Source organism: Streptomyces sp. P9-2B-2 (genome assembly GCF_030406865.1).
Taxonomy (GTDB): domain Bacteria; phylum Actinomycetota; class Actinomycetes; order Streptomycetales; family Streptomycetaceae; genus Streptomyces; species Streptomyces platensis.
In genome coordinates this window covers 2,055,458-2,078,922 of record NZ_CP129126.1, presented here as the reverse complement: position 1 = coordinate 2,078,922, position 23,465 = coordinate 2,055,458, and the positions used below count along the sequence as shown (strand labels likewise).

20 protein-coding genes and 2 pseudogenes are annotated in these 23,465 nt (G+C 71.1%); 12 read left to right on the top strand and 10 right to left on the bottom strand.

The window, feature by feature from the left end:
• Positions 1-86: 86 nt before the first annotated feature.
• Positions 87-1,199 (bottom strand): DUF5925 domain-containing protein, encoded by a 1,113-nt coding sequence (locus QT196_RS09000; RefSeq protein ID WP_168478410.1) that lies wholly within the window; start codon positions 1,197-1,199, stop codon positions 87-89.
• 213 nt (positions 1,200-1,412) lie between these two features.
• Here QT196_RS09000 and QT196_RS08995 point away from each other — a divergent pair, with 213 nt between their 5' ends.
• The 3 genes from QT196_RS08995 (at position 1,413) to QT196_RS08985 (ending at position 3,750) form a co-directional block, all read left to right on the top strand.
• On the top strand, positions 1,413-2,123 hold the full coding sequence (locus QT196_RS08995; RefSeq protein ID WP_266735857.1) for a YoaK family protein: 711 nt from the start codon (positions 1,413-1,415) through the stop codon (positions 2,121-2,123).
• A 285-nt stretch (positions 2,124-2,408) separates the two neighbouring features.
• Positions 2,409-3,215, top strand: coding sequence for an SGNH/GDSL hydrolase family protein (locus tag QT196_RS08990; RefSeq protein WP_168478409.1), 807 nt, complete (start codon positions 2,409-2,411; stop codon positions 3,213-3,215).
• Between the two features lie 271 nt (positions 3,216-3,486).
• Entirely contained in the window at positions 3,487-3,750 is a 264-nt protein-coding gene (locus QT196_RS08985; RefSeq protein ID WP_085924290.1) for a hypothetical protein, read from the top strand.
• 310 nt (positions 3,751-4,060) lie between these two features.
• Here QT196_RS08985 and QT196_RS08980 read toward each other — a convergent pair whose 3' ends face one another.
• Positions 4,061-5,311: a type ISP restriction/modification enzyme gene (locus QT196_RS08980; protein ID WP_266735860.1), complete on the bottom strand. Its 1,251-nt coding sequence runs from the start codon at positions 5,309-5,311 to the stop codon at positions 4,061-4,063.
• A gap of 218 nt (positions 5,312-5,529) precedes the next feature.
• Between QT196_RS08980 and QT196_RS08975 the strand changes: the two genes are divergently transcribed.
• The gene (locus QT196_RS08975) at positions 5,530-6,921 is read left to right on the top strand and encodes an MFS transporter (protein WP_266735862.1); all 1,392 of its coding nucleotides are present in this window, start codon (positions 5,530-5,532) and stop codon (positions 6,919-6,921) included.
• 219 nt (positions 6,922-7,140) lie between these two features.
• Here QT196_RS08975 and QT196_RS08970 read toward each other — a convergent pair whose 3' ends face one another.
• Positions 7,141-7,887 carry a GntR family transcriptional regulator gene (locus QT196_RS08970; protein WP_168478407.1) on the bottom strand — a complete coding sequence of 249 codons (747 nt, stop codon included), beginning with the start codon at positions 7,885-7,887 and terminating at the stop codon, positions 7,141-7,143.
• A gap of 15 nt (positions 7,888-7,902) precedes the next feature.
• Positions 7,903-9,228: a homogentisate 1,2-dioxygenase gene (hmgA, locus tag QT196_RS08965; RefSeq protein ID WP_168478406.1), complete on the bottom strand. Its 1,326-nt coding sequence runs from the start codon at positions 9,226-9,228 to the stop codon at positions 7,903-7,905.
• Between the two features lie 138 nt (positions 9,229-9,366).
• Here hmgA and QT196_RS08960 point away from each other — a divergent pair, with 138 nt between their 5' ends.
• From QT196_RS08960 to QT196_RS08945, 4 genes and pseudogenes are all read left to right on the top strand, one after another.
• Positions 9,367-10,023, top strand: coding sequence for a TetR/AcrR family transcriptional regulator (locus QT196_RS08960; protein WP_168478405.1), 657 nt, complete (start codon positions 9,367-9,369; stop codon positions 10,021-10,023).
• A 193-nt stretch (positions 10,024-10,216) separates the two neighbouring features.
• The gene (locus tag QT196_RS08955) at positions 10,217-11,662 is read left to right on the top strand and encodes a citrate:proton symporter (RefSeq protein ID WP_168478404.1); all 1,446 of its coding nucleotides are present in this window, start codon (positions 10,217-10,219) and stop codon (positions 11,660-11,662) included.
• Positions 11,663-13,102: pseudogene (locus QT196_RS08950) on the top strand (MFS transporter). It begins immediately after the preceding gene.
• Between the two features lie 75 nt (positions 13,103-13,177).
• Positions 13,178-14,077, top strand: a complete 900-nt coding sequence (locus QT196_RS08945; protein ID WP_168478403.1) for an NAD(P)-binding domain-containing protein — start codon at positions 13,178-13,180, stop codon at positions 14,075-14,077.
• Positions 14,078-14,163: 86 nt separating this feature from the next.
• On the opposite strand, the gene QT196_RS08940 is transcribed toward QT196_RS08945, so the two are convergent.
• Both QT196_RS08940 and QT196_RS08935 read right to left on the bottom strand, forming a co-directional pair.
• Positions 14,164-14,745, bottom strand: a complete 582-nt coding sequence (locus tag QT196_RS08940) for a hypothetical protein (protein ID WP_168478402.1) — start codon at positions 14,743-14,745, stop codon at positions 14,164-14,166.
• A 78-nt stretch (positions 14,746-14,823) separates the two neighbouring features.
• Positions 14,824-16,866: a hypothetical protein gene (locus tag QT196_RS08935; RefSeq protein WP_290354712.1), complete on the bottom strand. Its 2,043-nt coding sequence runs from the start codon at positions 16,864-16,866 to the stop codon at positions 14,824-14,826.
• Positions 16,867-17,609: 743 nt separating this feature from the next.
• Between QT196_RS08935 and QT196_RS08930 the strand changes: the two genes are divergently transcribed.
• The gene (locus QT196_RS08930) at positions 17,610-19,007 is read left to right on the top strand and encodes an aldehyde dehydrogenase family protein (RefSeq protein WP_168478400.1); all 1,398 of its coding nucleotides are present in this window, start codon (positions 17,610-17,612) and stop codon (positions 19,005-19,007) included.
• A gap of 79 nt (positions 19,008-19,086) precedes the next feature.
• Positions 19,087-20,169: a zinc-binding dehydrogenase gene (locus QT196_RS08925; RefSeq protein WP_290354711.1), complete on the top strand. Its 1,083-nt coding sequence runs from the start codon at positions 19,087-19,089 to the stop codon at positions 20,167-20,169.
• Here QT196_RS08925 and QT196_RS08920 read toward each other — a convergent pair.
• The 3 genes from QT196_RS08920 to QT196_RS08910 are packed head-to-tail and all read right to left on the bottom strand — an operon-like array spanning position 20,166 to position 21,889.
• Entirely contained in the window at positions 20,166-20,369 is a 204-nt protein-coding gene (locus QT196_RS08920; protein ID WP_290354710.1) for a DUF397 domain-containing protein, read from the bottom strand. The genes QT196_RS08925 and QT196_RS08920 overlap by 4 nt on opposite strands.
• On the bottom strand, positions 20,351-21,193 hold the full coding sequence (locus QT196_RS08915) for a helix-turn-helix transcriptional regulator (RefSeq protein ID WP_290354709.1): 843 nt from the start codon (positions 21,191-21,193) through the stop codon (positions 20,351-20,353). The genes QT196_RS08920 and QT196_RS08915 overlap by 19 nt, the downstream gene beginning before the upstream one ends.
• A 54-nt stretch (positions 21,194-21,247) precedes the next feature.
• On the bottom strand, positions 21,248-21,889 hold the full coding sequence (locus QT196_RS08910; RefSeq protein WP_168478396.1) for a TetR/AcrR family transcriptional regulator C-terminal domain-containing protein: 642 nt from the start codon (positions 21,887-21,889) through the stop codon (positions 21,248-21,250).
• A gap of 74 nt (positions 21,890-21,963) precedes the next feature.
• Between QT196_RS08910 and QT196_RS08905 the strand changes: the two are divergent.
• Both QT196_RS08905 and QT196_RS08900 read left to right on the top strand, forming a co-directional pair.
• Positions 21,964-22,095 (top strand): annotated as a pseudogene (locus QT196_RS08905) (acyl-CoA dehydrogenase family protein); the annotation flags it as partial.
• Between the two features lie 127 nt (positions 22,096-22,222).
• Positions 22,223-22,852, top strand: a complete 630-nt coding sequence (locus QT196_RS08900) for a TetR/AcrR family transcriptional regulator (protein WP_190140999.1) — start codon at positions 22,223-22,225, stop codon at positions 22,850-22,852.
• Positions 22,853-22,940: 88 nt separating this feature from the next.
• On the opposite strand, the gene QT196_RS08895 is transcribed toward QT196_RS08900, so the two are convergent.
• Complete coding sequence (locus QT196_RS08895; RefSeq protein ID WP_168478394.1) at positions 22,941-23,402, bottom strand: MaoC family dehydratase; 462 nt, start codon at positions 23,400-23,402, stop codon at positions 22,941-22,943.
• Positions 23,403-23,465: the final 63 nt, after the last annotated feature.

The window sequence follows — 23,465 nt, the reverse complement described above, 5'->3', positions numbered from 1 at the left end:
CCACGCCTGGCGGGTGGCCGGGTCCTCCCAGGCCGTCTTGTAGTGCGTAAGACGCCTTCCATTGCGGTCTCGTCCTCCTCCGTGAATCACAGATACAACCCCGCGTCCGCGCCCGAGTCCTGGGGTGGGACCGAGGCGGGGCGGGTGCCGCGGCGTAGGGCGTAGAGCTCGGCGAGGGTGGCGCCCTCGCGGCTGATGCCCTGGTCCGTGCCGAGCCAGTGGGTGGCTTCGGGGCGGCTCAGCGGGCCGACCTCGATACGGGCCAGGCAGCGGCCGGGGCGGACCACGGCCGGGTGCATGCGTTCCAGGTCCTCGTTGGTGGTCACCCCGACCAGGACGTTCCGGCCCTGGCCCAGCAGGCCGTCCGTGAGGTTGAGCAGCCGTGACAGGGCTTGGCCCGCGGCGTGCTTGGCCTCGCCGCGGATCAGTTCGTCGCAGTCCTCCAGGAGCAGCAGCCGCCAGCGGCCCTTGCCGGAGCTGTCGTCCTCGCCGATCGCGATGTCCATCAGGTAGCCGACGTCGTTGAACAGTCGTTCCGGGTCCAGGACGCAGTCCACCTGGCACCAGTCCCGCCAGGAGCGGGCCAGGGTGCGCAGGGCGGAGGTCTTGCCCGTACCGGGCGGGCCGTGCAGCAACAGCAGCCGGCCGGAGATCTCCTCGGGGGCCACCTTCATCAGCCGGTCCATGGCGTCGGCCACCGGCGCGGTGTAGTTGGGGCGGATCTCCTCCCAGGTGCCCGCCGAGATCTGCCGGGAAGTACGGTGCGGGCCGCGGCGCGGGGAGAAGTACCAGAAGCCCATCGGGACGTTCTCCGGCTGCGGCTCCGGTTCGTCCTCCGCCCCGTCCGCGGCCTGTCCCAGCACCTTCTCGGCCAGCTCGTCGGTGACGGCGGTGACCGTCACATCGGCGCCGCGGTTCCAGCGGGAGACCAGCAGGGTGAAACCGTCGCCCTCGGCGAGGAGGGCGCTGCGGTCCTCGTCCTTGGCCGAGCGCAGGACCCGGGCGCCCGGGGGCAGCAGGGTCAGGCCCGGGCGGACCCGGTCCATGGACCGGCTGCGGGCGTACGGCTGCTCTCCTTTGGCGAACCGGCCCAGGAAGAGCGCGTCGACGACATCGGCGGGCGAATCGCTGTCGTCCATGGTCAGCCGGAGCGGAAGGGACTCCTCGGCGGCGGACGGCTGGACGTGATCGGCACACATGCGGCCATGATCCGTCACGGCGGGCCACGACGTACACGGATTATCCCGGCGTTTCCCCGGAGCCGGGCGCCGCGGCGAGCGCGGCGGCCGAGAGCCGGGGCCAGTGGTGACGGGCCGCCCACAGACGGCGCAATGACGGCCCGTCGGGCGGGGCGACCGGAGACTGGGGGGACGTGCCGCGAGGTGAGGTGACCGCGGGAAGGAGTCGCGTCCGTGGAGCCGCCGAGCGGAACCCCGCTGACGGTGATCATGGTCTGTCTGACCGTGGCCACCGGGATGCTCGATGCCGTCAGCTTTCTGGCGCTCGGTCAGGTCTTCACCGCCACCCAGACCGGCAATCTGCTCTTCCTCGGCTTCGGTATCGCCGGGCAGGGCGGGCTGCCGGTGGTGGCGACCGCGATTTCGCTCGGCGCCTTCGCACTGGGCGCGCTCCTCGGGGCGCGGATGGAGTCCCTGCTGGCCGCACGGGCCTCGCAGTGGTTCCCGGTGGCGCTGGCCGTGGAGGCGGCGCTGCTGCTCGCGGCCGCGGCGGCGGCCTGGGAGTCGGGGGCGGTCCCGGGGCTGCCGCAGGGCCGGCGCGATGTCGTCATCGGTCTGATGGCGGTGGCGATGGGCATGCGCAATGTCACCGCCATACGGGCCGCGCCGCCCGATCTCACCACGACCGTGGAGACCCGGGCGATGACGGCGCTGGTCAGCGCGTCGCCGCTGGGGCGGGACACGCGGCTGGGGTACGGCGGGCACAGCGCGGGCCGCCGACTGCTCTCGGTCGGCTCGATGTTCGCGGGCGGTCTGCTCGGGGCCGGGCTGCTCGGTCTGGGGACCCGTCCGACGCTGGTGCTCCTGCTGGTGGCCGTCTTCGTCGCGGCCACCGCCTTTCTCGTGCCCGGCCTCGCCCGCCGTCGCCGCAGCAGTGAGGAGTGAGGAGTAGGGGTGAGGAGTAGGGGGATAGGGGTGGCGCGCGGACGGGGCTGCTGCGGAGGGACCGTCAAGAGGCGGGCGGGGAGGCAGGGCAGGCCGAGCGGACGCCTCGGGGGCTCTCCCGGGTGTCATCGGCACGTGCGGGCCGCGGCGATGACATGGCGGTGAACATCGCCTCACATCGGAAGATTTGCCGTGAACCGCAGACAACTTTTGGCATGGACACTTCCGACTACCCGTGAGTCTTGCTACGACAGATAGGGCAGAGCTCCTGCTAAGGGAGGTTCCATGAAACTGTCCCGATTCGCGGCCTTGACGTCCGCCTTCTTCGTCACCACGGCGCTCGCGCTCACCGGCGCGAGCGCCGCCGCGTCCGCCCAACTCCCCGCCGCCACGGGCTATGTGGCCCTCGGCGACTCCTACTCCTCCGGCGTCGGCGCCGGCAGCTACGACAGTGCCAGCGGCTCCTGCAAGCGCAGCACGAAATCCTACCCGGCCCTCTGGGCCGCCGCGCACTCCCCCTCCTCCTTCCGGTTCACCGCCTGTTCGGGCGCCCGAACGGGTGATGTTCTCAGCGGACAACTCACGCCGCTCGGCAGCTCCACCGGCCTGGTGAGCATCTCCATCGGCGGCAATGACGCCGGATTCGCCGACACCATGACGACCTGTGCGCTCCAGGGCGAGAGCGCCTGTCTGGCCCGCGTAGCCCAGGCCAGGACGTACATCGACACCACCCTGCCCGGCCGGCTCGACCAGGTGTACGACGCCATCTCCCAGAAGGCCCCGGCCGCGCATGTGGTGGTCCTGGGCTACCCGCGCTTCTACAAGCTCCGGGGGACCTGCATCGCCGGTCTCTCCGAGAAGTCCCGTACCGCCATCAACGCCGCCGCCGACCACATCAACGGCGTCACGGCCAAGCGGGCCGCCGACCACGGCTTCACCTTCGCCGATGTCAACGCCACCTTCTCCGGCCATGAGCTGTGCTCCGGCAGCGCCTGGCTGCACAGCGTGACCTTCCCCGTCCTGGAGTCCTACCACCCCACCGCCAGCGGCCAGTCCGGCGGTTATCTGCCGGTGTTCGCCTCCGCTGCGTGACGATCCGTTCGCCGGGCGCCGGGGAGAGGCCGTGATCCCGGTCTCTCCTTGTGCGTTCCGGCGGTCCGTCAGGCCCCCCGCCTCACCCGAGCCGAAGTCCGACGGTTGCTCAACTCGCCCTGATCCAAGCCCTGTACGTGACATTCCGTATGGTGTTCGTCAACGTCCGAGCGAGGCAGGTGAATCCGATGACCGGTCTGCACGCGTGTCCTCCAAGAGAGATAGGGTTACCCTGCCCGGGCCGGGGTGCCCTCATAGGGTGGGGAGAGTCATGGAACAGATAACAGTGCGTAGCAGGGCGCGAGTCCCTGCCATCACATGCGGGAGCGTCGCCACCAGTGCGCGTCTCGACCGCCATCTCGCGGTGTTGGGTGGCCCTGCCATCCCGCAGCGTGAGGTGGAGGGTGCGACGTCGCTGATGCAGGAGCTCACCGCGCGCGATCACTCGCGCACGAGGAACGGCCGTGGCGCCAGGGTGTCGCTGTTCGCACCGCTGCGCAGGCTGCGGCGCTCGCTGTTCGGCGGGCACGGCTGACCCGTTTCTGAAGCGGCATCTCGGGCGATCACACCGTCCCGGCGCGGCACTGCGGTCCGATCGCTCAGCAGGCCGGCGGCGCCACCAGTACGTCGGTGTGTTCGCCGGGGTGGGATCCCTCGCCCCGGAGGTGCCGTGAGCCGCTCACTTCTTCGCCCGGCCCCGTCCCCGCCCGGCCGGTTGCACCACCACTCCCCACCACCCGTCGCTCCTACCGCGACGGGTGGTTTGCTGTGCGCGGCCCCAGCGGCCCCAGCGGCCCCAGCGGCCCCAGCGGCCCCAGCGGTCCACGGTCGGGCGTCCGGCGCGCTCACAGCAGCGCGAACTGCCCCTCCGGGCCCTCCTCGTGGTGGTCGAGCACGGAGGCCGGGCGGTGTGCGGAGACCGGCGCCGGGAGGATGCCGGCCGCCCGTAGTTCCCCGGCCGTCAGCTGTGCGGCCTCCGCCGTCTGCCGCCGCAACTCCGCGCACTCCGGGGCGAGTTCGGACAGCAGGGCCAGTACGGTGATCAGCTCCAGCAGCTCCGAGGTCCACTCCTGGGGCCAGCCGGTGGGGCGGAGCGCGGCCAGCGAACCGGGCTCGGGCGGTTCCGTGCCCGCGCCGGTGCGCTCGGCATACCACGCCTCCAGGACCCGGACGCCGCCCGCGTGGAAGTCCCAGGCGCCCGGCGGCACCGGCGAGATCCGGCCGCTGCCGAGAAGCAGCGCCTGCTCCTCCGGGTCGTAGCCGAGGGCCTCGGGCAGCCCACGGGCGGGCAGCGCGGAGCGCACGTACGGGCGCCGGCCGCCTGGCATCCGGGGCCGCTCGCCCGTATGCCCGCCGTCGGTCCCGTGCCCATGGGCGCCCCGGGTGCCGAGCCACAGCAGCCGGGCGCCGAGTGCGACGCCGCGGTCCCAGAGCTCCGGGTCGGTGGTGAGCGGGACCGTGCAGCCGTCGGGGGAGTGGTGGGCGCTCGCGGCGAGCCAGGCGAGCAGGTCCGCCGGGGCCGCCGGGCGGTCCAGTCGCCGGCCGAGGAGGGCGAGCAGGCCCGGGGCGATGTTCGGCTCCTGGCCGCCGGGCCGCCGGTAGAGGGGGTGGATCCGGCCGGGGCGGCCGGCCGGGGACCGTCCGTCCGGCAGCAGCGCCGAGCACAGTACGGCCGGGCCGGGCAGCTGCGGCACCTGCGGCCACTCGACCGCGAACAGCTGCCGGGCGTCCGCGACCCGCCACAGCTCCGGGCGCGCGCCGTCGAGCAGCCGGTGGTCGGGCAGCAGCCACTGCTGGTCGAAGGGGCCGTGCAGGATCCGCACCGGTTCGGGGCACGGTCCGCTCGCCCGGTACAGCCGCCCGGTCGGGGTGGGCTGGCCCGGCAGCTGGCCGACGGCGGAGTGCAGGGTCCGGGCCCGGGACGGCCGGAAGAGCCGCTCGCGTTCCGCCGCGTCCTCGGCCGCCACCAGCGCCGCCCAACGGGCCCGCAGGGTGGCCGGATCCGGCGCCCGCACCCAGGAACGGCCCAGCCGCAGTGGCGCCACGGACCACGGCATGAGATCGGACAGCCGTGGCGCGTCCTGCTTCGCCGTCACGCGGAGCCCCTCCCGGACCGTTCGGTTGACCCGGGCATGGTATCCAGCGGCCCCGCGGCCGCACCGAATCCGCAGGCCGTACCACCCGTCCGGGACGGCACAGGCGGTCTTCCGCTTGCTGATCTTGACGGAGTACGGTCCTCGCCGTACGCCCGACCACGCGGTGCGGACCCGGCTCCGTCCCGCGCGCGCCGGGACCTGCTCAGGGGAGGACCGTCATGACGGACACCACCTCCTCCACGCCGGAACGGCGCGGGGGGACCCCCATCGGTGCCCGGGCCGCGGCCCGGCTGGACCGGCTGCCGCCGTCCCGGTGGCACCGCCGCCTCACCCTCATCGTCGGCATCGGCGCCTTCTTCGACCTCTACGAGATCTTCCTCGGCGGGGTACTGGCCGCGGTCCTCGCCGACCAGTGGCACCTCGGGCACACCGCGAAGTCCTCGGTGATCGCCGCCGGTTTCCTCGGGATGTTCGTCGGCGCGAATGTGCTGTCGGTACTCGCCGACCGTTTCGGGCGGCGCCGGATGTTCCTGGTCAACCTGGGCGGCTACGCCTTCTTCTCGCTGTTGTGTGCCGCCGCCCCGGACCTGTCCTGGCTGCTCGTGCTGCGCTTTCTCTCCGGCCTCGGGCTCGGCGCGGAACTCGTGCTGGTGGACACCTATCTCGCGGAGTTCCTGCCCCGGGCCGTACGGGGCCGCTATATCGCCTATGCGTACACCCTCGGCTTTGTCGGGGTGCCGGTCGCCGCGCTGCTCGGGGCCCGGCTGGTGGCCGCACACGCGCTGTTCGGGATCGAGGGCTGGCGCTGGCTGCTGGTCGCCGGTGCACTGGGGGCCGCGTTCCTCCAGCTGATGCGGCGCCGGCTCCCCGAGTCGCCACGGTGGCTCATGGTGCAGGGACGGGATGCGGAGGCCGAACGGATCGTGGCCGGGCTGGAGGAACGGGTGGCCCGGGAGACCGGCGGCAGCCTGCCGTCCGTACCGGAGGCGGAGACCGTGCCGGAGCGGAAGGTGCCGCTGGCCGAGATGTTCCGGGGCGAGCAGCGGCGGCGCACCGTCATGTGGTGGATCTTCCAGGTGCTTCAGACCGTCGGCTACTACGGCTTCGGCTCGCTGGCGCCGGTGGTGCTCACCGCGAAGGGCCACACCGTCACCGAGTCGCTGCTGTACGCGGCGCTCAGCTTCTGCGGCTATCCGCTCGGCTCCGCGCTGTCCATCCCGCTCATCGACCGGATCGAGCGCCGGACCCTGATCATCGCCGCCGCGCTCGGCATCGCCGGCTGCGGACCGGCCTTCGGCTTCGCCACCGCCACCTGGGCCATCGTCACCTTCGGCTTCCTGCTGACGGTGTGCAGCAACGTCTTCTCCAACGCCTTCCACGTCTACCAGACCGAACTCTTCCCCACCGGTCTGCGCAGCAGCGCGATCGGCATCGCCTACTCGCTGTCCCGCCTCACCTCGGTCGCGCTGCCGTTCATCGCCCTGAGCGTCCTGACCGACCTCGGCCCGGCCGCGGTATTCACCGGCTCGGCGGCCCTGATGCTGCTCCTGTGCGTGGACGTAGCGCTGCTGGGGCCCCGGAGCACGGGGCGGAGCCTTGAGAGGATTTGAGGGCTTCCGGCGTTCTCGGCTGAGTGGCCAGGCCCCACCCACCGTCACACTTCCCTCAACGGGAGGGGACGGGCCGGAGGGGCCGGTGTGTGGGACGTAAAGCGAAGCAGTCCCACACACCGGCCCCGGAGGTCCGTCACCGCACCCGACAACCACCCGGCCCGCCGCAGGCGCAACGGCGAGCAACCCCCACGGCGGGAAAGCCAAAAACGTGGGCCGCTACGCGTCCAGCGTCACCGTGAAGGAGAACCGGTCCCCCCGATAGTGGATGCGGGCGACATCGACCGCGCGGCCGTCCTCGTCGTAGCTGACGCCCGTGTAGTGCAGGATCGGGCTGAGCAGCGGGACTTCGAGGAGCCGGGCGGTTTCGGGGTCGGCCAGGCGCGCCTCAACCGTGTCGGTGATCCGGCTGATCCGTACGCCCGCCGCGTCCCGCAGCACCTTCGTCATCGGCCAGCGGAGCAGATCCGCCAGGTCGATGGCCGCGGCGACCTCGGGGTGGACGTAGTTGCAGGCGTGGTTGGTGGGTTCGCCGGTCTTCTCGTCGCTGCGGAGCCGGCGGAAGCCGGCCACCTCCGCCAGGTCGGGGAAGAACTCCGCCAGTTCGGACGGCACCGGGGTGGGGCCGTGTTCCAGCAGTTCGGTGCGCATTCCGGACTGCTGGGCCACGATGGCGTCCACGGAGCCCAGCAGCCGCACCGGCGCCCCGCGCTGGGCGCTCGGTTCGATGAAGGTGCCGCGGCGCCGGTGCCGGCTGATCAGGCCCTCCGTCTCCAGCTCCTTGAGGGCCTGGCGCATGGTCAGCACGCTGACGCCGTAGTGCGCGGCGAGCGCGTCCTCGGTGGGCAGCCGCAGCGGCGCCTCCGGGGAGCGGCCCAGTATGGAGGCGCGCAGCGACTGCGAGACCTGATACCAGAGCGGCAGCTTGCGGTTCAGGGCGAGCGAATCGGGAGCGAAGGTGGTCACGAGGCGTTCCCGGTGTCACAGGCGGAAGTGGCGCTGGAGACCCTGCCATACGTCGTCGTAGCCGCGCTGGAGATGGCCGGCGTCCCGGGCCTGTTCGGTGAGCGTCAGCGGCCAGCGGGTCTCGAACATGAAGGCCAGCCCGTCGTCGATCTTCTGCGGCCGCAGTTCGGCGGCGCTCGCCCGGTCGAAGGTCTCCCGGTCGGGTCCGTGCGCCGACATCATGTTGTGCAGCGAGCCGCCGCCCGGGACGAAGCCCTCCGCCTTGGCGTCGTAGGCGCCCTCGATCAGGCCCATGTACTCGGTCATCACATTGCGGTGGAAGTAGGGCGGCCGGAAGGTGTCCTCGCCGACCAGCCAGCGCGGCGCGAAGGCCACGAAGTCCACGCCCGCCAGCCCCGGGGTGTCGGAGGGGGAGGTGAGCACGGTGAAGATGGACGGGTCGGGGTGGTCGTAGCTGATCGAGCCGATGACATTGAAGCGGCGCAGGTCGTAGACGTACGGGACGTGGTTGCCGTGCCAGGCGACGACGTCCAGGGGGGAGTGGTCGTAGGTGGCCGTCCAGAGGTGGCCGCAGAACTTGTTGACGACCTCGACGGGGCCCTCGACGTCCTCGTAGGCGGCGACCGGGGCGCGGAAGTCCCGGGCGTTGGCCAGGCCGTTGGCGCCGATCGGGCCGAGGTCGGGGAGCTGGAAGGGCCGGCCGTAGTTCTCGCAGACGTAGCCGCGGGCGGTGCCGTCCAGCAGCTCGACGCGGAAGCGGACGCCGCGCGGGATCAGCGCCACCTCGCCCGGTGCGGCGTGCAGCAGGCCGAGTTCGGTGCGCAGCAGCAGCCCGCCCCGTTCCGGCACGATCAGCAGCTCGCCGTCCGCGTTGCCGAACACCCGCCGTTCCATGGAGGTGTTGGCGTAGTAGAGGTGGACGGCCATACCGGTGCGCTGGGTGGCGTCGCCGTTGCCGCCCAGGGTCCACAGGCCGTCCAGGAAGTCGGTGGGCCCGGTGGGTTCGGGCAGCGGGTTCCAGCGCAGCCGGTTGGGGTCGGGGATGCAGTCGGTGAACGGCGCCGAGCGGAGCGCGTGCCGCTCGGCCCGGACGAACGGCGGATGCGCGGCCGACGGGCGGATGCGGTAGAGCCAGGAGCGGAGGTTGTGGGCGCGCGGTTCGGTGAACGCCGACCCGCTGAGCTGCTCGGCGTACAGGCCGAGCGGGGCGCGCTGGGGGGAGTTGCGGCCCACCGGCAGCGCGCCCGGGACGGCCTCCGAGCTGTGCTCGTTGCCGAAGCCGGTCTGGTACGCCAGCCCCTCGGCCGTCTTCCTCGCCTGCTCGTTGCCCGTGCCTGCCATCGCGTGCTCCCGCCGCTCAAGGAATCCTATGCATGACCTTAGGATTGCGGTCGGGGGCCGTCAACGGAGGATCCCGGCCGCGTCGGCCGGATCGCGGCGCTCATGTACCGCCGCCGGTGAGGCGGGCAGGATGGTCGGGTGCCGCAGCCGAACCCCCGCCCCGACCCGCCGCCCGCCGCCCTGCGCCGCGCCCCCGTCCAGCGGCGCAGCGCCCAGCGGCTGGCCAGAATCCTCGACGCCTGCGCCGAAGTGCTGGAGGAGAGCGGGTACGAGGACCTGAGCACCCGGGCCGTGGCCGGCCGTGCCGGGGTCCCGATCGGCTCCGTCTACCGCTTCTTCCCCAACAAGCGCGCCATGGCCGAGGCCCTCGCCCAGCGCAATCTCGACGCCTACGCGGACCGCATCACCGCCCGGCTGACCGCCCCGGCGCACACCCCGCTCCGGTGGCGCCCCGCGATGGATGTGGTGGTCGACGAGTACCTCGCCATGAAGCGGACGGTGCCGGGCTTCGCCCTGGTGGAGTTCACCGTCCCCGCGCCGAGCGCCTCCCGGCAGGCCAACTACGAGGTCGCCGACCGGCTGCTGGCGCTCTTCGCCGGCCCGCTGGGTCTGGACGCCGCCGACGAACGGCTGCGCACCGCCTTCCTGGTCGGCGTCGAGACGGCCGATGCGCTGCTCCAGCTCGCCTTCCGTACGGATCCGGCCGGCGACCCGGCCCTCGTGACCGAGACCAAGCTGCTGTTGCGGGCCTATCTGGCGCGGTATCTGGACGCGGCGGGCACGGGGGAGGAGTAGTGCCGACGGCGGGGCGGTGCGGGTCCGGTGTGCCGGTTGTGCGCATGCCCGTCCGGTGAGATCCCTATTGACCTGGGGTTTTGCTCTTATTGCTCGCGCGTCAAGACCTTGTTAACAAAACTTTGCGGGACCTAACGTCGCCTGAACCGCCACCCCCGGCAGATGTTCAAGGGCGAACGTGAGGTAACCCCTAATGCTGACAATCCTCGGATTTGTCATGATCGCCGCCTTCCTGGTGCTGATCATGATGAAGAAGATGTCACCGATGGCAGCGCTGGTGCTGATTCCCGCGCTGTTCTGCGTCCTGGTCGGACAGGGCGCGCACTTGGGCGACTACGTCCTCAAGGGCATCGGTGACCTGGCCCCCACTGCCGCGATGCTGATGTTCGCCATCATCTACTTCGGGGTGATGATCGACGTCGGGCTCTTCGACCCGATCGTCCGCGGCATCCTGAAGTTCTGTAAGGCCGATCCGGTGCGGGTGGTGGTCGGCACGGCCCTGCTCGCCACGATCGTCTCGCTCGACGGCGACGGCTCCACCACCTTCATGATCACCGTCTCGGCGCTCTACCCGCTCTACAAGCGGCTGAAGATGAGCCTCGTGGTGATGACCGGTGTCGCCGCCACCGCCAACGGCGTGATGAACACCCTCCCCTGGGGCGGCCCGACCGCCCGCGCCGCCACCGCGCTCAAGCTCGACGCCGGTGACATCTTCGTCCCGATGATCCCCGCCCTGGCCGTCGGCCTGGTCGCGGTCTTCGCCCTCGCGTACGTCCTCGGCCGGCGCGAGCGCAAGCGGCTCGGCGTGCTGACCCTCGGCGACACCGGGCCGGTGACCGAGGCCGTGCCCGAGAAGGAGACCGAGCAGGTCCTGGTCGGCGCGGGCACCGGCGGCACGGGCGGCGCCCCGGCCGAGGCCCGGCGCACCACCGGCGGCGCGGGCACCGGCGCCGACGACGAGCCGGCCGCCGGCTCCGGAGAGCCGGCCGACGACGGCCTCCAGGTCCTGGACCCGCAGCGCGCCACCCTGCGGCCCAAGCTCTACTGGTTCAACGCCGCGCTCACCCTCGCGCTGCTCACCCTGCTGATCCTTCAGACGCTGCCGATCCCGGTGCTCTTCCTGCTCGGCGCCGCCCTCGCGCTCACCGTCAACTTCCCGCACATGAAGGACCAGAAGGCGCGGGTCGCCGCGCACGCCGAGAACGTGCTCAACGTCTCCGGCATGGTCTTCGCCGCCGCCGTCTTCACCGGTGTGCTCACCGGCACCGGCATGGTCGAGCACATGGCCCGCTGGCTGGTCAGCGGCATCCCCGACGCGCTCGGCCCGCACATGGGCATCGTCACCGGAATCCTCAGCATCCCGCTGACCTACTTCATGTCCAACGACGGCTTCTACTTCGGCATCGTGCCGATCCTCGCCGAGGCCGGTGCCGCCCACGGGGTCGCGCCCATCGAGATCGCCCGCGCCTCCCTCGTCGGCCAGGCCCTGCACATGTCCAGCCCGCTCGTCCCCGCCGTCTACGTCCTCGTCGGGATGGCCAAGGTCGAGTTCGGCGACCACACCAAGTTCACCGTCAAATGGGCCGCACTGACCTCTCTGGTGGTCCTGTGCGCCGGTGTGCTCTTCGGCATCCTCTAGATGACCGCCACCCACACCGCGGGGCCCGGCAGGAGTTGGCTGCTGCGCCTGGTCCTCACCTTCTCCTTCGCGCAAGGAGCGGTGAGCATGGCCAGGCCGGCGGTCTCCTACCGGGCCCTCGCCCTGGGCGATTGGGGTCTCCCCTGCTCGAACGTAGTTGAGAGCTTGGGGAAGAACGCGCCGTCGGCGTGATCACGGCCGTCTACGCCCTGCTGCCGCTGCTCGTCGCCGTACCGCTCGGCCGCCGTACCGACCACGGCCGCTGCGCCCCGCTGCTGGTCGTCGGGGTGGCGCTGATCAGCGGCGGCTGCGCGCTCAGCGGCCTGGCCGGGTCACTGCCCGCGATGGCCGCCTGGAGCGGGGTGATGGGCCTGGGGCACCTCTGCTTCGTCATCGGCGCCCAGTCGATCGTCGCCCGCCGCAGTGCCCCCGAGGACCGCGACCGCAACTTCGGCCACTTCACCATCGGCGCCTCCCTCGGCCAGCTCATCGGCCCGGCCGCCGCCGGACTCGTCATCTCCGAGCAGGACGGCCGGATGGCCCCGACGAGCGCCACCGCCCTGCTGGTCTCCGGCGCCGTCGCCGCCGTCTCGTACGCCTCGCTCTGGCGGCTCGAACAGCGCGCCCGCACCGCCCCGTCCGGCACCCCGGCCCCGGCCGCCGGACCGCCGGTCCCGGTCCGCGGCATCCTGCGGACCCGGGGCGTACCGGCCGGCATCTTCATGAGCCTGGCCGTGCTGTCGGCGACCGACATCCTCACCGCCTACCTCCCCGTCATCGGCGAGGACCGCGCCATCACCCCCACCACCATCGGTCTGCTGCTCAGCCTGCGGGCCGCGGCCACCATCGCCTGCCGGCTGGTGATGACGCCGATGATCCGGTGGCTGGGGCGCACCGCGCTGATGGCCGTCAGCTGCGCGCTGACCGGTGTGCTGTGCGGCGGTCTGGTGCTGCCGGTGCCGGTATGGGCGCTGGCCGCGATGCTGCTCGCCCTCGGCTTCTGCCTCGGCGTCGGCCAGCCGCTGTCGATGACGACGGTCGTGCAGGCCGCCCCCGAACGGGCCCGCAGTACGGCGCTGGCACTCCGCCTCACCGGCAACCTCCCCCACGTCTAAAGGACGCGGGGGGACCCCCACCGGCCAGGTCGCCGCCCCGGCCGGCGCCGGACTGCTCGCCGGTGTCGCGGGCACCGCCGCGCCCTTCGTCCTGCTCGGCGCGCTGCTGCTGTCCTCCGCCGCGATGGCCGCCCGTACGGGGCGGGCGCGGGGCGGCGGAACCGCAAGCGGGGGCGGGGTGGCCGCGCCGGTGGGGGAGGAGGCCGGGCCGGCGTGGATGAGGGGGCCGGTGCTCAACAGGCCCGCTCCAAGGGCCCGTAAGCCCTCCCCAAGGGACCGTAAGGCTTCCCCAAAGGACCGTAAGCAGACCCGAAGGGAACCATAAGCGCGGCTCGGCAGGGTGGTGTGCACAGCGGGCCGGGCAGCGGGCCGGGCTCGCGCAGCGGATGAGGAGCACACCATGAGCAGCACCCCGAACGACCCCCGCACCCCGGTGACCGTGCTCGGCCTCGGCGCCATGGGGAGCGCGCTGGCCGGCGCCTTCGTCCGGGCCGGGCACCCCACGACGGTCTGGAACCGTACGCCGGGGAAGGCCGATCCGCTGGTGGCACGCGGTGCGGTCCGCGCGGACACGGTGGCCGAGGCGGTGGCCGCCAGTCCGCTGGTGATCGTGTGCGTGGTGGACTACGCGGCGGCCCGGGAGATCCTGGAGCCGGCCGGTCCCGGGCTGTCCGGCCGGGTCCTGGTCAATCTGACCTCCGACACCCCGGAGCGCGCACGGTCCGCCGCCGCCTGGGCCGCCGGGCACGGCATCGACTACCTCGACGGCTCGGTCATGGTGCCGACGCCGGACATCGGTGAGCCCGGTGCGACCCTCCTCTACAGCGGCTCGCGGCAGGCGTTCGAGACGTACGAGGAGACGCTGAAGGTGCTGGGCGGCCAGGCGGCGTACCTCGGCGACGACCACGCCAGGGCCGCGGTGTACGACCTCGCCCTGCTCGGCTTCTTCTTTCCCGCGATGGCCGGCCTGGTGCACGGCTTCGCGCTGGCCGGCGCCGAGGGCGTACCGGCCGCGGAGTTCGCGCCGTTCACGGCGGCGATCGCCGGCATCCTGCCGCCGCTCGCCGCGGGCATGGCGCGGGACCTGGAGCGCGGCGTCTTCCCCGGCGACCAGGACAACATCGTCATGGAGGCCGCGGGCATGGCCCACATCATCGAGGCGTCCACGGACCGCGGCCTCAACACCGAGGTGCTCGACGCCGTCAAGGGCCTCGCCGACCGCACCATCGCCGCGGGCCACGGCAAGGCGGGCTTCCTCAGCATCATCGAGGAAATCCGCAAGCCGTCCGCCAAGGGGTGAGGGCCGGGGCGCCTCTTCGGGCTTCGGCCGGTGCCGACCGGGTTCGACCGGGTTCGACCGGCAACGGAGCACGAGGCGTCCCGCGTTCAGCCGCCGCAGCCGTCGATGTCGTCGTCACAGCCGTCCACGTCCTCCCGGGCGACGGTGTTCAGCCGCCACAGGACGAGGCCGGTGCCACTCCGCACCGCGTCGACGCGGGCCGTGAAGGGGGCGCCCGGGGGAATGTTGAACTGATCGGCCTCAGGGTCCCCGCAGCCGATTCCGTAGGCCTGTTCCGCGTCGCCACGGCTCAGCGTCAGGGTGAGTTCCTCGACGCCCGCGGTGTCGCAGGTGAGGTCGAGGCGGTACCACCGCTTCCCGGGGGCCCGGAAGGTCCTGCGCACTCCGTCGGCGAGGAACGCGGACCCGGAGTCGGCGCGTTGTACTGTGCTGCCGTCCTCGTCGTAGGCGTCCAAAGCCCGCTCCGCGCGTTGCATGGCGTCGTCGGGCTCCCATGGCCTGCCGCTGTCCGGTGCCGAGGTCTTCTGCTCCTTGGGTGTCTTTGAGGGTTTCGCCGACGGGGTGCGCCGGTCCGCGGTCTCCGGCTGCGCCGCGTCGGCGCAGCCGGACAGGAGTAACGCCGTGGCGGCGCCGAGCGGGACGAAGTGGTACAGCGGGCGCAGACGCATGTGGGCCTCAAGGATGTGGGTTCGCCGATGGCGGGAGCCCGTTGAGAGCTCCCGCCATCGGCGTGCGAAGGATTCTGGCTAACGTGCGGTCAGGCGGCGCAGGCGACCGGGGCCGCACTCAGTGTCACATGACTCTTTGCCGGCTTGCTTTCCAGGAGCGAGAGCAGATGCGGCCGACGGAGGGACGAGTTGATATTCGCGGCCCAAGGCATCGGCCTGAGTGTTCCCGTAGATGGTTACCTCGCCATCGGACCAGCGGACGAAGACATCGTCTTCCCACAGGTTCCCGCCGAACTCGCCAGGGACGATCACACGTGAGTGCGTCCACAAGTCGTTCGGGCCTTTGATCTTGTTCTCCTTCTTGAGTCCGTTGGCACCCAGATCTTCATAGAGGGTGAGCTCACCGTCCGCCCAGCGTACGAAGAGATCGAAGTCGGAGTTGACGGACCCGTCGACGTCGCCGCCCGCAATGATCGAGGCGTGGTTCTTCCACAGATCGTTGGGGGCGAGAAGTTTTTGTTCGGCGTGGAATCCGGATCCATCGACGTTGGTGTACTTCGTCACTTCACCGTCCACCCAGCGGACCACCAGGTCATCGGCCCATGCGTTGCCGCCGTACTTGCCCGTGGCGATACCCTTGGCGAATTTCCATGTGGAGCCGGAAGCGGCCACCTTGATCTCGTTCGACGGGTGCTCGTCCGATGAGGTGGGCAGCTTTGTCTTCTCGTCGATGTCCTTGTAGATCGTGACCTCTCCGTCGACCCACTTGACCATGAGATCGTAGGCATTGGAGCCCGTGTAGTCGCCGGCGGTGATGACGTCCGCGTATTCGGCCCATAACTTGTTGGGCTTCGCCAATTGAGTTTCGCAGGGCTGCCCCGCAGAGCAGCCGGTGTGGAACCCCTGGGCCTGGTCGCCTGGATAGAGCGTCACCTCGCCGTCCGACCATTTGACGATGAGGTCGCCGTCCTTCGTCTTCTGCGACGAGGTGTGGAACTGGCCGGTAGCGGCCGTGGTGGCATGGCGCCACATTCCGGCGTCACCCATCCCGGCGATCCCCGAGGGCTGGTCCGGCGGGTAGTCGTTCACCGCCTGGTTGTACAGGCGCACCACATCGGCATCGAACTGCGAGGAGTAGGAGATGTTCTCGAACTTCCCCCCTGTCTTGTAGCCGCCGATGACACCGATGAGGTCTCCCCGCTTGCCGTCGAAGTTCCGCAGGAACGGCCCGCCGGACACACCCGGCGCGAACCCGTCACAGGCGATCTCCAGGAACCGGTCGTCGTATGCCTTCGTCTCGGTCGAGGGGCATACCAGCGGAGACTTGGCGGAACCAGGGAAGCCGATCAGGGTGACGTTCTTCTGGTTCAGATTCCCGGTGGCGGGGAGGGTGGTCAGTTCGTTACCCATCCCCGTGGCGTTCTCCAGGAACTGGCCCTTGGAGTTCGGACCGGTCTTCAGAAAGGCGAAGTCGAGGTCATCGGCCCTGGCGGGACCCTGAGAGAGATAGCGGCCGTCGAGCCAGATCTTCCCCGGCTTTATCGGGAAGACGCCGTAAGGTGCAATGCCTTTGCTTTTGTCCTTCGGATCCACCTTCCACCCGGGGGCGAAGGCGAGGTTCCGGAAGCGGTCGTTGTCGTTGAGGCAGTGAGCGGCGGAGATGACCAGCGACTTGGTCGGCGAGGTCACGGACGAAGCGGAACAGAACTGGTCCCGCTTCCCGGGATCCGACTGCGGGTCGTCGTCCTGGCTGATGAGGAAGACGCCGGTGGTCGCTACGCCCCTGTCATCAAAGCGGGACGGCGACTTCATCATCTCCCCCAGTGACGTTTGTTTTCCGGCCCCCTTGTCGGGATTGGCCGGAACCGCCATGGCTATGCGCTCCGGGGTCCAGTACGCCTCGGCGGCCTTGGCCTCCGCGATCTCCTGCGGAGTCGCTTTCGGCCCGTCATCTGAGGGTGTGGACTTTCCGGCGGAGCTGTCCGTAGCGGGACGGCCCGAGAAGGAGGGCGAGGGCTCACCAGGAACAGCTGTGGCCGGGCCCGTGGACGTCAAGATGAGAGCCACCGCTGCTGTACCGAGTACCACGGTACGTGCGGCGGTGTATATGTTCTTGATCATAAACTTCTTCCCGCTCTGGGTCTCGTGGCGTGAGCTGCGACGGTTGCGCGAGTTACGGGAAACTCCCTTGCATTGCCGATACGTGACATGGATGCACCTTTCTGATCTGGGCTTTCTGTGGGCGGTACCTGACGGATGGGTGCGGTGTCCCCGGGTTGGTTCGCACCCGGGGACACCGCTGGGCAGGGGGAAGCGAAGAATGTTGCTGAGGAGGAGAGGAGTTCGCCTCTCGCCGAGAGGCTCGGTCCGCCTTCCGTCATTGCCGCCGGGGGTGCGCTGTGGTGTGCGTCCCGCCTCGGTGTTCGTCCCCCTGGACCAGATCCGACAAGTCATCCGCAAGATGAGGTATCTGGCGGATATCTGAACATGCCCCGTTTAGCAGTCAACAGCCGTATAGATGCTGACGGGTGACACATTAAAGGTTTCTATATGTGTTCTCCAGAAATAGGGAATCGTTGTCTCGAACGATCTCCATGCCGGATCCCGAAGCCGACCCCCACCAGTGCCTTTCCGCAACGTGGAATGGTCGTTTTCGGACGGGTGTGGCGGAGCGGCCGGCATCGGTGGGCCGGCGCGTGGCCGCGCTCCCGGCCCGTGAACCACGCTGTAAGGATGAGGCCGGCCTTCCCCGCCGCTCGTGGTGACCGTCACCCCGGGGGTGTGGCGGGCTCCCTGGCGCGGGCAAAACTACCGGCGCTAGTTTGGGAGCGGATGACCATTGGCCGCCGCGGGAGGACCACGACGTGAAGCAGCACGACGCGATGTACATCGACGGAAGCTGGCGGGCCGCTGAGGGCGGCGGGGTGATCGAGGTCGTCAACCCGGCCGATGGGCAGGTCATCGGCACCGTCCCGGCCGGGTCCGCGCGGGATGTGGACGCCGCTGTGCGGGCCGCCCGTGCCGCCCTGCCGGGCTGGGCGGCGACCCCGCCCGGGGAGCGGGCGGACCGGCTGGCCGCGCTGCGCGATCAACTCGTCGCCCGCACCGGGGAGATCGCCGAGACGGTCACCGCCGAGCTCGGCTCACCGCACGCCTTCAGTACGGCGGTGCACGCCGGGGTGCCGGTCGCGGTCTGCGGCTCCTACGCCGAACTGGCCCGGACCTACTCCTTCGAGGAGACCCTCGGCAACTCCACCGTGCTGCACGAACCGGTCGGCGTGGTCGGCGCGATCACGCCGTGGAACTACCCGCTCCACCAGATCGTCGCCAAGGCCGCCCCGGCGCTCGCGGCCGGCTGCACGGTGGTGCTCAAGCCCGCCGAGGACACCCCGCTGGTCGCCCAGCTCTTCGCGGAGTGCGTCGATGCGGCCGGGATACCCGCGGGGGTCTTCAACCTCGTCACCGGCCTCGGACCGGTCGCCGGGCAGGCGCTCGCCGAGCACGACGGGGTCGATCTGGTCTCCTTCACCGGCTCGACGGCCGTCGGCAAGCGGATCGGTGCCCTGGCGGGCGCCGCGGTCAAGCGGGTGGCGCTGGAGCTGGGCGGCAAGTCCGCCAATGTCATCCTGCCCGGCGCCGACCTGCCGAAGGCGGTCGCGGTCGGCGTCGCCAACGTCATGGCCAACTCCGGCCAGACGTGCAGCGCCTGGACCCGGATGCTGGTCCACCGGGACCACTACGCCGAGGCGGTGGAGCTGGCGACGGCGGCCGCCGCGAAGTACGTCCCCGGCGAGAGGCTCGGCCCGCTGGTCAACGCCGCCCAGCGGGACCGGGTGCGCGGCTATATCGAGCAGGGCATCGCCCAGGGGGCGCGGGTCGTGGCGGGCGGCCCGGAGGCACCCGGCGCCGGCCCCGGCTACTACGTCGCGCCGACCGTCTTCGCGGACGTCACCCCGGAGATGACCATCGCCCAGGAGGAGATCTTCGGCCCGGTCCTGTCGATCCTGGAGTACGAGGACGAGGACGACGCCGCCCGGATCGCCAACGACACCGTCTACGGCCTGGCCGGCGCGGTCTGGGCGGCCGACGACGCCGAGGCCGTCGCGTTCGCGCGCCGCCTGCACACCGGGCAGGTCGACATCAACGGCGGCCGCTTCAACCCCCTCGCCCCGTTCGGCGGTTACAAGCAGTCCGGCATCGGCCGGGAGCTGGGCCCGCACGGCCTGACCGAATATCTCCAGACCAAGTCCCTCCAGTTCTGATCCGTCCGGCCGGTGGGGGCGGCCGCCACCGCCCCCACCACGCCACCCCGCCCCGCCGCCCTGCGCACGAGGAGTCCTTGTGGTCCGCGCCGCCGTACTGCCCGCCGTCAACGCCCCCCTCCAGATCACCGAGATCGAGCTGCCCGAGCCCGGCCCCGGCCAGGTCCGTATCCGGCTGGCCGCGGCCGGGGTCTGCCACTCCGATCTGTCGCTGTCCAACGGCACCCTGCGCCAGCCCGCCCCGGCCGTCCTCGGGCACGAGGGCGCGGGCACCGTCACCGCGGTCGGCCCGGACGTGACCACGGTGGCCCCCGGCGACCAGGTCGTCCTCAACTGGGCGCCGTCCTGCGGCGACTGCCACTTCTGCGGACTGTCCGAGCCCTGGCTGTGCGCCCACTCCGGCCTCGCCGCGAACGCCCCGTACGCCCGGCGCGCCGACGACGCCACCGAGCTCTACCCCGGCCTGGGCACCGCCGTGTTCGCCGAGGAGACCGTGGTCTGCGCACGCGCCGCGCTGCCGCTGCCGGACGGGGTGCCGCTCGCCGATGCCGCGCTGCTCGGCTGCGCGGTGCTCACCGGCTGGGGCGCCGTGCACCACAGCGCCCAGGTGCGGGCGGGGGAGTCGGTCGTGGTCTTCGGCGTGGGCGGGGTGGGCCTGGCCACGCTCCAGGCGGCGCGGATCGCGGGCGCCGGCCCGATCGTGGCGGTGGATGTCTCACCGGCGAAGGAGGAGCTGGCCCGCTCGGCCGGGGCCACCGAGTTCCTGGTGGCGGGCGACGACACCGCCAAGCGCATCCGCAAGCTCACCGGCGGCCTGGGCGCCGATGTCGCAGTGGAGTGCGTGGGCCGCGCGGACACCATCCGTACGGCCTGGTCGGCGACCCGCCGCGGCGGCCGCACCACGGTCGTCGGCATCGGCGGCCAGGACCAGCAGGTGTCCTTCTCCGCCCTGGAACTCTTCTACTTCGGCCGCACCCTCTCCGGCTGCGTCTACGGCAACACCGACCCCGCCCGCGACCTCCCGCTGATCGCCCGGCACATCCGCTCCGGCGCGTTCGACCTCTCCGCCCTGGTCACCGACCGGATCGGCCTCGACGGCATCCCGGCGGCCTTCGACGCGATGCTGGCGGGCAAGGGCGGGCGGGCGCTGGTCGTCTTCTAGACGGCTCTGCTCTTCACGGCGGCAACGAAGGACCCCCAGGCGGCGGCGCTGAAGACGAGCGCGGGCCCTTGGGGGTTCTTGCTGTCGCGTACGGGGACGAGAGCGGGGAGGTTGTCGGCGATCTCGATGCAGTTGCCGCCGTCGGAGTTGCTGTAGGAGCTCTTACACCACGTCGCGCTGCTCAGGTCAATGGCTCGCACGGCATTTCCTCCAACAATCGCGTGATGAACTTCTGCGACTCGGCCGGGGACAACGCCAGGTCGCGCACCGCATCATATGTGCGCTGCAAACGCTCAACCCTGTCGTTTTCTTCGATCAGTTCCCCGCGTACGTCGGTCTCGACGTACGCCACGGTACTGCCGTCCAGCAGCCGCAGGAACATCACATCCGTGCTGTCCAGGCCATGCGGGCCAGTGCCGAACGGCAGGACGTGAAGCGTGATGTTGGGGCGCTCCGACGCGTCCACCAGGTGGTGCAACTGCTCCCGCCACTCCAGAGGGTTGCGCAGCGAGTTCCGCAGCACGGCTTCGCAGAGGATGACGCGGAACGGCGGTGGGTCTTCGCCCTCCAGCAGATTCCGCCGGTCCACCCGCGCGTCCACCTGCTCGTCCAGCTCTTTGCCTCTGTGGCCGCCCGCCGCAAGCGCTTCACGTGCGTACGCAGGCGTCTGAAGCAGCCCCGGCGGCCTCCTCACGGAGTACTGCCACAGGCTCATCGCTTCCTGCTCCAGCGACATATAGCGGCGGTACTGCTCCTTGAACTGCGTCGGATCCCCCACCGCCAACTCCCACAGCGTCAGCAGCCATTCCTCCGCCCCGTAGTGCTGGGCCAGTGCCTCCACCACCTCCGGGCTGCCGATGGTCTTCCCGCTCTCCATCTTCCCGAACAGTGACGCGTCCCAGCCGAGCACCTCACCGAGCTTGCGCAGGCTGTCGCCCTTCTGTGCACGCAGTAAGCGCAGTTCCTCCGCGAACCGCTTGCGCGGCTCCTTGCTCCGTCCGGTGACGACCCTTCTCGGCGGCATGGGACCTCCTCCACAACCGGCCAATTCCCGTAATGGCCAGAACACTTACGGTAGTCAGCCCTTGGCGGGCCGCGCAGGGAATTGCAGCGCCAGGCCGTCCACCAGCGCCCGTAGTCCCGTCTCGAACGCGCCCTCGTCCACCTGGCGTTGATGCTCGGCCAGCAGATGCGCCTGGCCCAGGTGGGGGTAGTCGGCGGGGTCGTAGGCGCTCGGGTCGTCGACGAAGCCGCGGGCGAACGAGCCCAGGGCGGAGCCGGCCACGAAGTAGCGGACCATGGCGCAGACCCTGGTGGCCTGGGCGGGCGGCCAGCCCGCCCCGACCATCCCGCCGAACGCCGCGTCGGCCATCTTCAGGCCGGCGGGGCGGCGGCCGGGGCCCTGGGCCAGGAACGGCACGATATGCGGATGGGCGGCGAGCGCCGCGCGGTAGGAGCGGGCCCAGTCGAGCAGCCCGGCGCGCCAGTCCGTGCCCGTCTCGAACGCCGACACATCGACCTCGGCGATGACCGTGTCGGCCACCGCGTCGAGGATCTCGTCCTTGGTCGTGAAGTGGTTGTAGAGCGACGGCCCGCTCACGCCCAGCTCCGCCGCCAGGCGCCGGGTGGAGAGTGCCGGCAGCCCCTCGGCGTCGATGAGCGCCAGCGCCGTGGAGACGATGCGCTCGCGGCTCAGAAGGGGCTTGCGGGGTCGGGCCATGCCGCACATAGTAGAGGCTGCCCACCAAAAACTAGCAGTGCTAATCAACTGTTCCCGTCCACAAGGGGCCCGAGATGAACCTGGAGCTCAGCGCGGAGCGGACCGCGGTACGGCAGCTCGCGAAGGACTTCACCGACCGCGAGATCGCCCCGTACGCCACCGCCTGGGACCGCGCCGAACAGGTCGACCGCGGCATCGTGAAGAAGCCCTCCGGCCCGTACGTCCGCGGGGCCGCGGCCCGCCCGCCGGGCCCTAAGCGCTTGCTCAGCGGCGCGATATGGTGTTCGATCCGTCAGAGGAGGGTCCCTGGTGGGTCGAGGAGCGGGGTGCGCGATGGGTGCGGCGGCGGAGCGGGCCAAAGAGGAGAACGAGGAATGGGCCGGGGTGACCCCGGACGCCGCGCGACGGCTGGTGAGCGCCGCCGTCGAGGCCTTCGCCGAACGCGGCTACCACGCCACCACCACCCGTGACATCGCCGGCCGCGCCGGGATGAGCCCGGCCGCCCTCTACATCCACTACAAGACCAAGGAAGAGCTGCTCTACCGCATCAGCGGCATCGGCCACGAGAAGGCGCTGCGCATCATGGGCGCCGCCGCCGAGGCCGGGGGCAGTGCCGCCGAGCGGCTCCGCGACGCCGTCCGCACCTTCGCCCGCTGGCACGCGGAGCACCACACCACCGCCCGGGTCATCCAGTACGAACTCCAGGCGCTGAGCCCCGACCACTACACCGAGATCGCCGGACTGCGCCGCCGGACCGACCGGTTGCTCCGGCAGATCATCCAGGACGGTGCGGACAGCGGCGAGTTCCGGGCCGACGACGTGCCGGGCACCACCCTCGCGGTGCTGTCGCTGTGTGTGGACGTCGCCCGCTGGTTCACCGCGGACGGCCCGCGCACGCCCGACGAGGTCGGCACGCTCTACGCCGACCTCGTCCTGCGCATGGTGGGCGCGCCGGTCGCCTAGGGCGCGCGGCCGCGAGGCCCCCGGCGCCGGCCGGGAGCCTCGCGGCGGAGGCGGGCACCCCGGTCACACGGCCGGGGCGGCCCACCGCTCACAGATAGAAGCGGCTGACCGTCTCCGCGACGCAGACCGGCTTGTCGCCGCCCTCGCGTTCGATCGTCACGACCGTGGCGAGCTGGACGCCGCCGGACACCTCGGTCACCTCCGCGATCCTGGCCGTGGCCCGCAGCCGCGAGCCGACCGGCACGGTGGCGGGGAAGCGGACCTTGTTGGTGCCGTAGTTGATGCCCATCTTCACGTTGTCGACCCGCATCAGCTGCGGGACGAGGGCGGGCAGCAGCGACAGCGTGAGATAGCCGTGCGCGATGGTGGTGCCGAACGGGCCGGCCGCGGCCTTCTCCGGGTCCACATGGATCCACTGGTGATCGCCGGTGGCCTCCGCGAACTGATCGATCCGCTTCTGGTCGATCTCCAGCCAGTCGCTGGTGCCCAGCTCCTCACCGACCGCGGCCCGCAGTTCGTCGAGCGATCCAAACACTCGGGGCTCTGCCATCTCTCGTCTGCCTCCTCGGGGGTCCGTCCGCCGTTGGCGCGCATCGGCCGACGCTTACTAAGC

Coding starts and splice junctions, on each gene's coding strand:
- QT196_RS08985 (WP_085924290.1), top strand. CDS start 3,487: ATGGAACAGATAACAGTGCGTAGCAGGGCGCGAGTCCCTGCCATCACA.
- hmgA (WP_168478406.1), bottom strand. CDS start 9,228: ATGGCAGGCACGGGCAACGAGCAGGCGAGGAAGACGGCCGAGGGGCTG.
- QT196_RS09000 (WP_168478410.1), bottom strand. CDS start 1,199: ATGTGTGCCGATCACGTCCAGCCGTCCGCCGCCGAGGAGTCCCTTCCG.
- QT196_RS08900 (WP_190140999.1), top strand. CDS start 22,223: ATGGGTGCGGCGGCGGAGCGGGCCAAAGAGGAGAACGAGGAATGGGCC.
- QT196_RS08975 (WP_266735862.1), top strand. CDS start 5,530: ATGACGGACACCACCTCCTCCACGCCGGAACGGCGCGGGGGGACCCCC.
- QT196_RS08945 (WP_168478403.1), top strand. CDS start 13,178: ATGAGCAGCACCCCGAACGACCCCCGCACCCCGGTGACCGTGCTCGGC.
- QT196_RS08940 (WP_168478402.1), bottom strand. CDS start 14,745: ATGCGTCTGCGCCCGCTGTACCACTTCGTCCCGCTCGGCGCCGCCACG.
- QT196_RS08915 (WP_290354709.1), bottom strand. CDS start 21,193: ATGCCGCCGAGAAGGGTCGTCACCGGACGGAGCAAGGAGCCGCGCAAG.
- QT196_RS08990 (WP_168478409.1), top strand. CDS start 2,409: ATGAAACTGTCCCGATTCGCGGCCTTGACGTCCGCCTTCTTCGTCACC.
- QT196_RS08910 (WP_168478396.1), bottom strand. CDS start 21,889: ATGGCCCGACCCCGCAAGCCCCTTCTGAGCCGCGAGCGCATCGTCTCC.
- QT196_RS08895 (WP_168478394.1), bottom strand. CDS start 23,402: ATGGCAGAGCCCCGAGTGTTTGGATCGCTCGACGAACTGCGGGCCGCG.
- QT196_RS08935 (WP_290354712.1), bottom strand. CDS start 16,866: ATGATCAAGAACATATACACCGCCGCACGTACCGTGGTACTCGGTACA.
- QT196_RS08955 (WP_168478404.1), top strand. CDS start 10,217: ATGCTGACAATCCTCGGATTTGTCATGATCGCCGCCTTCCTGGTGCTG.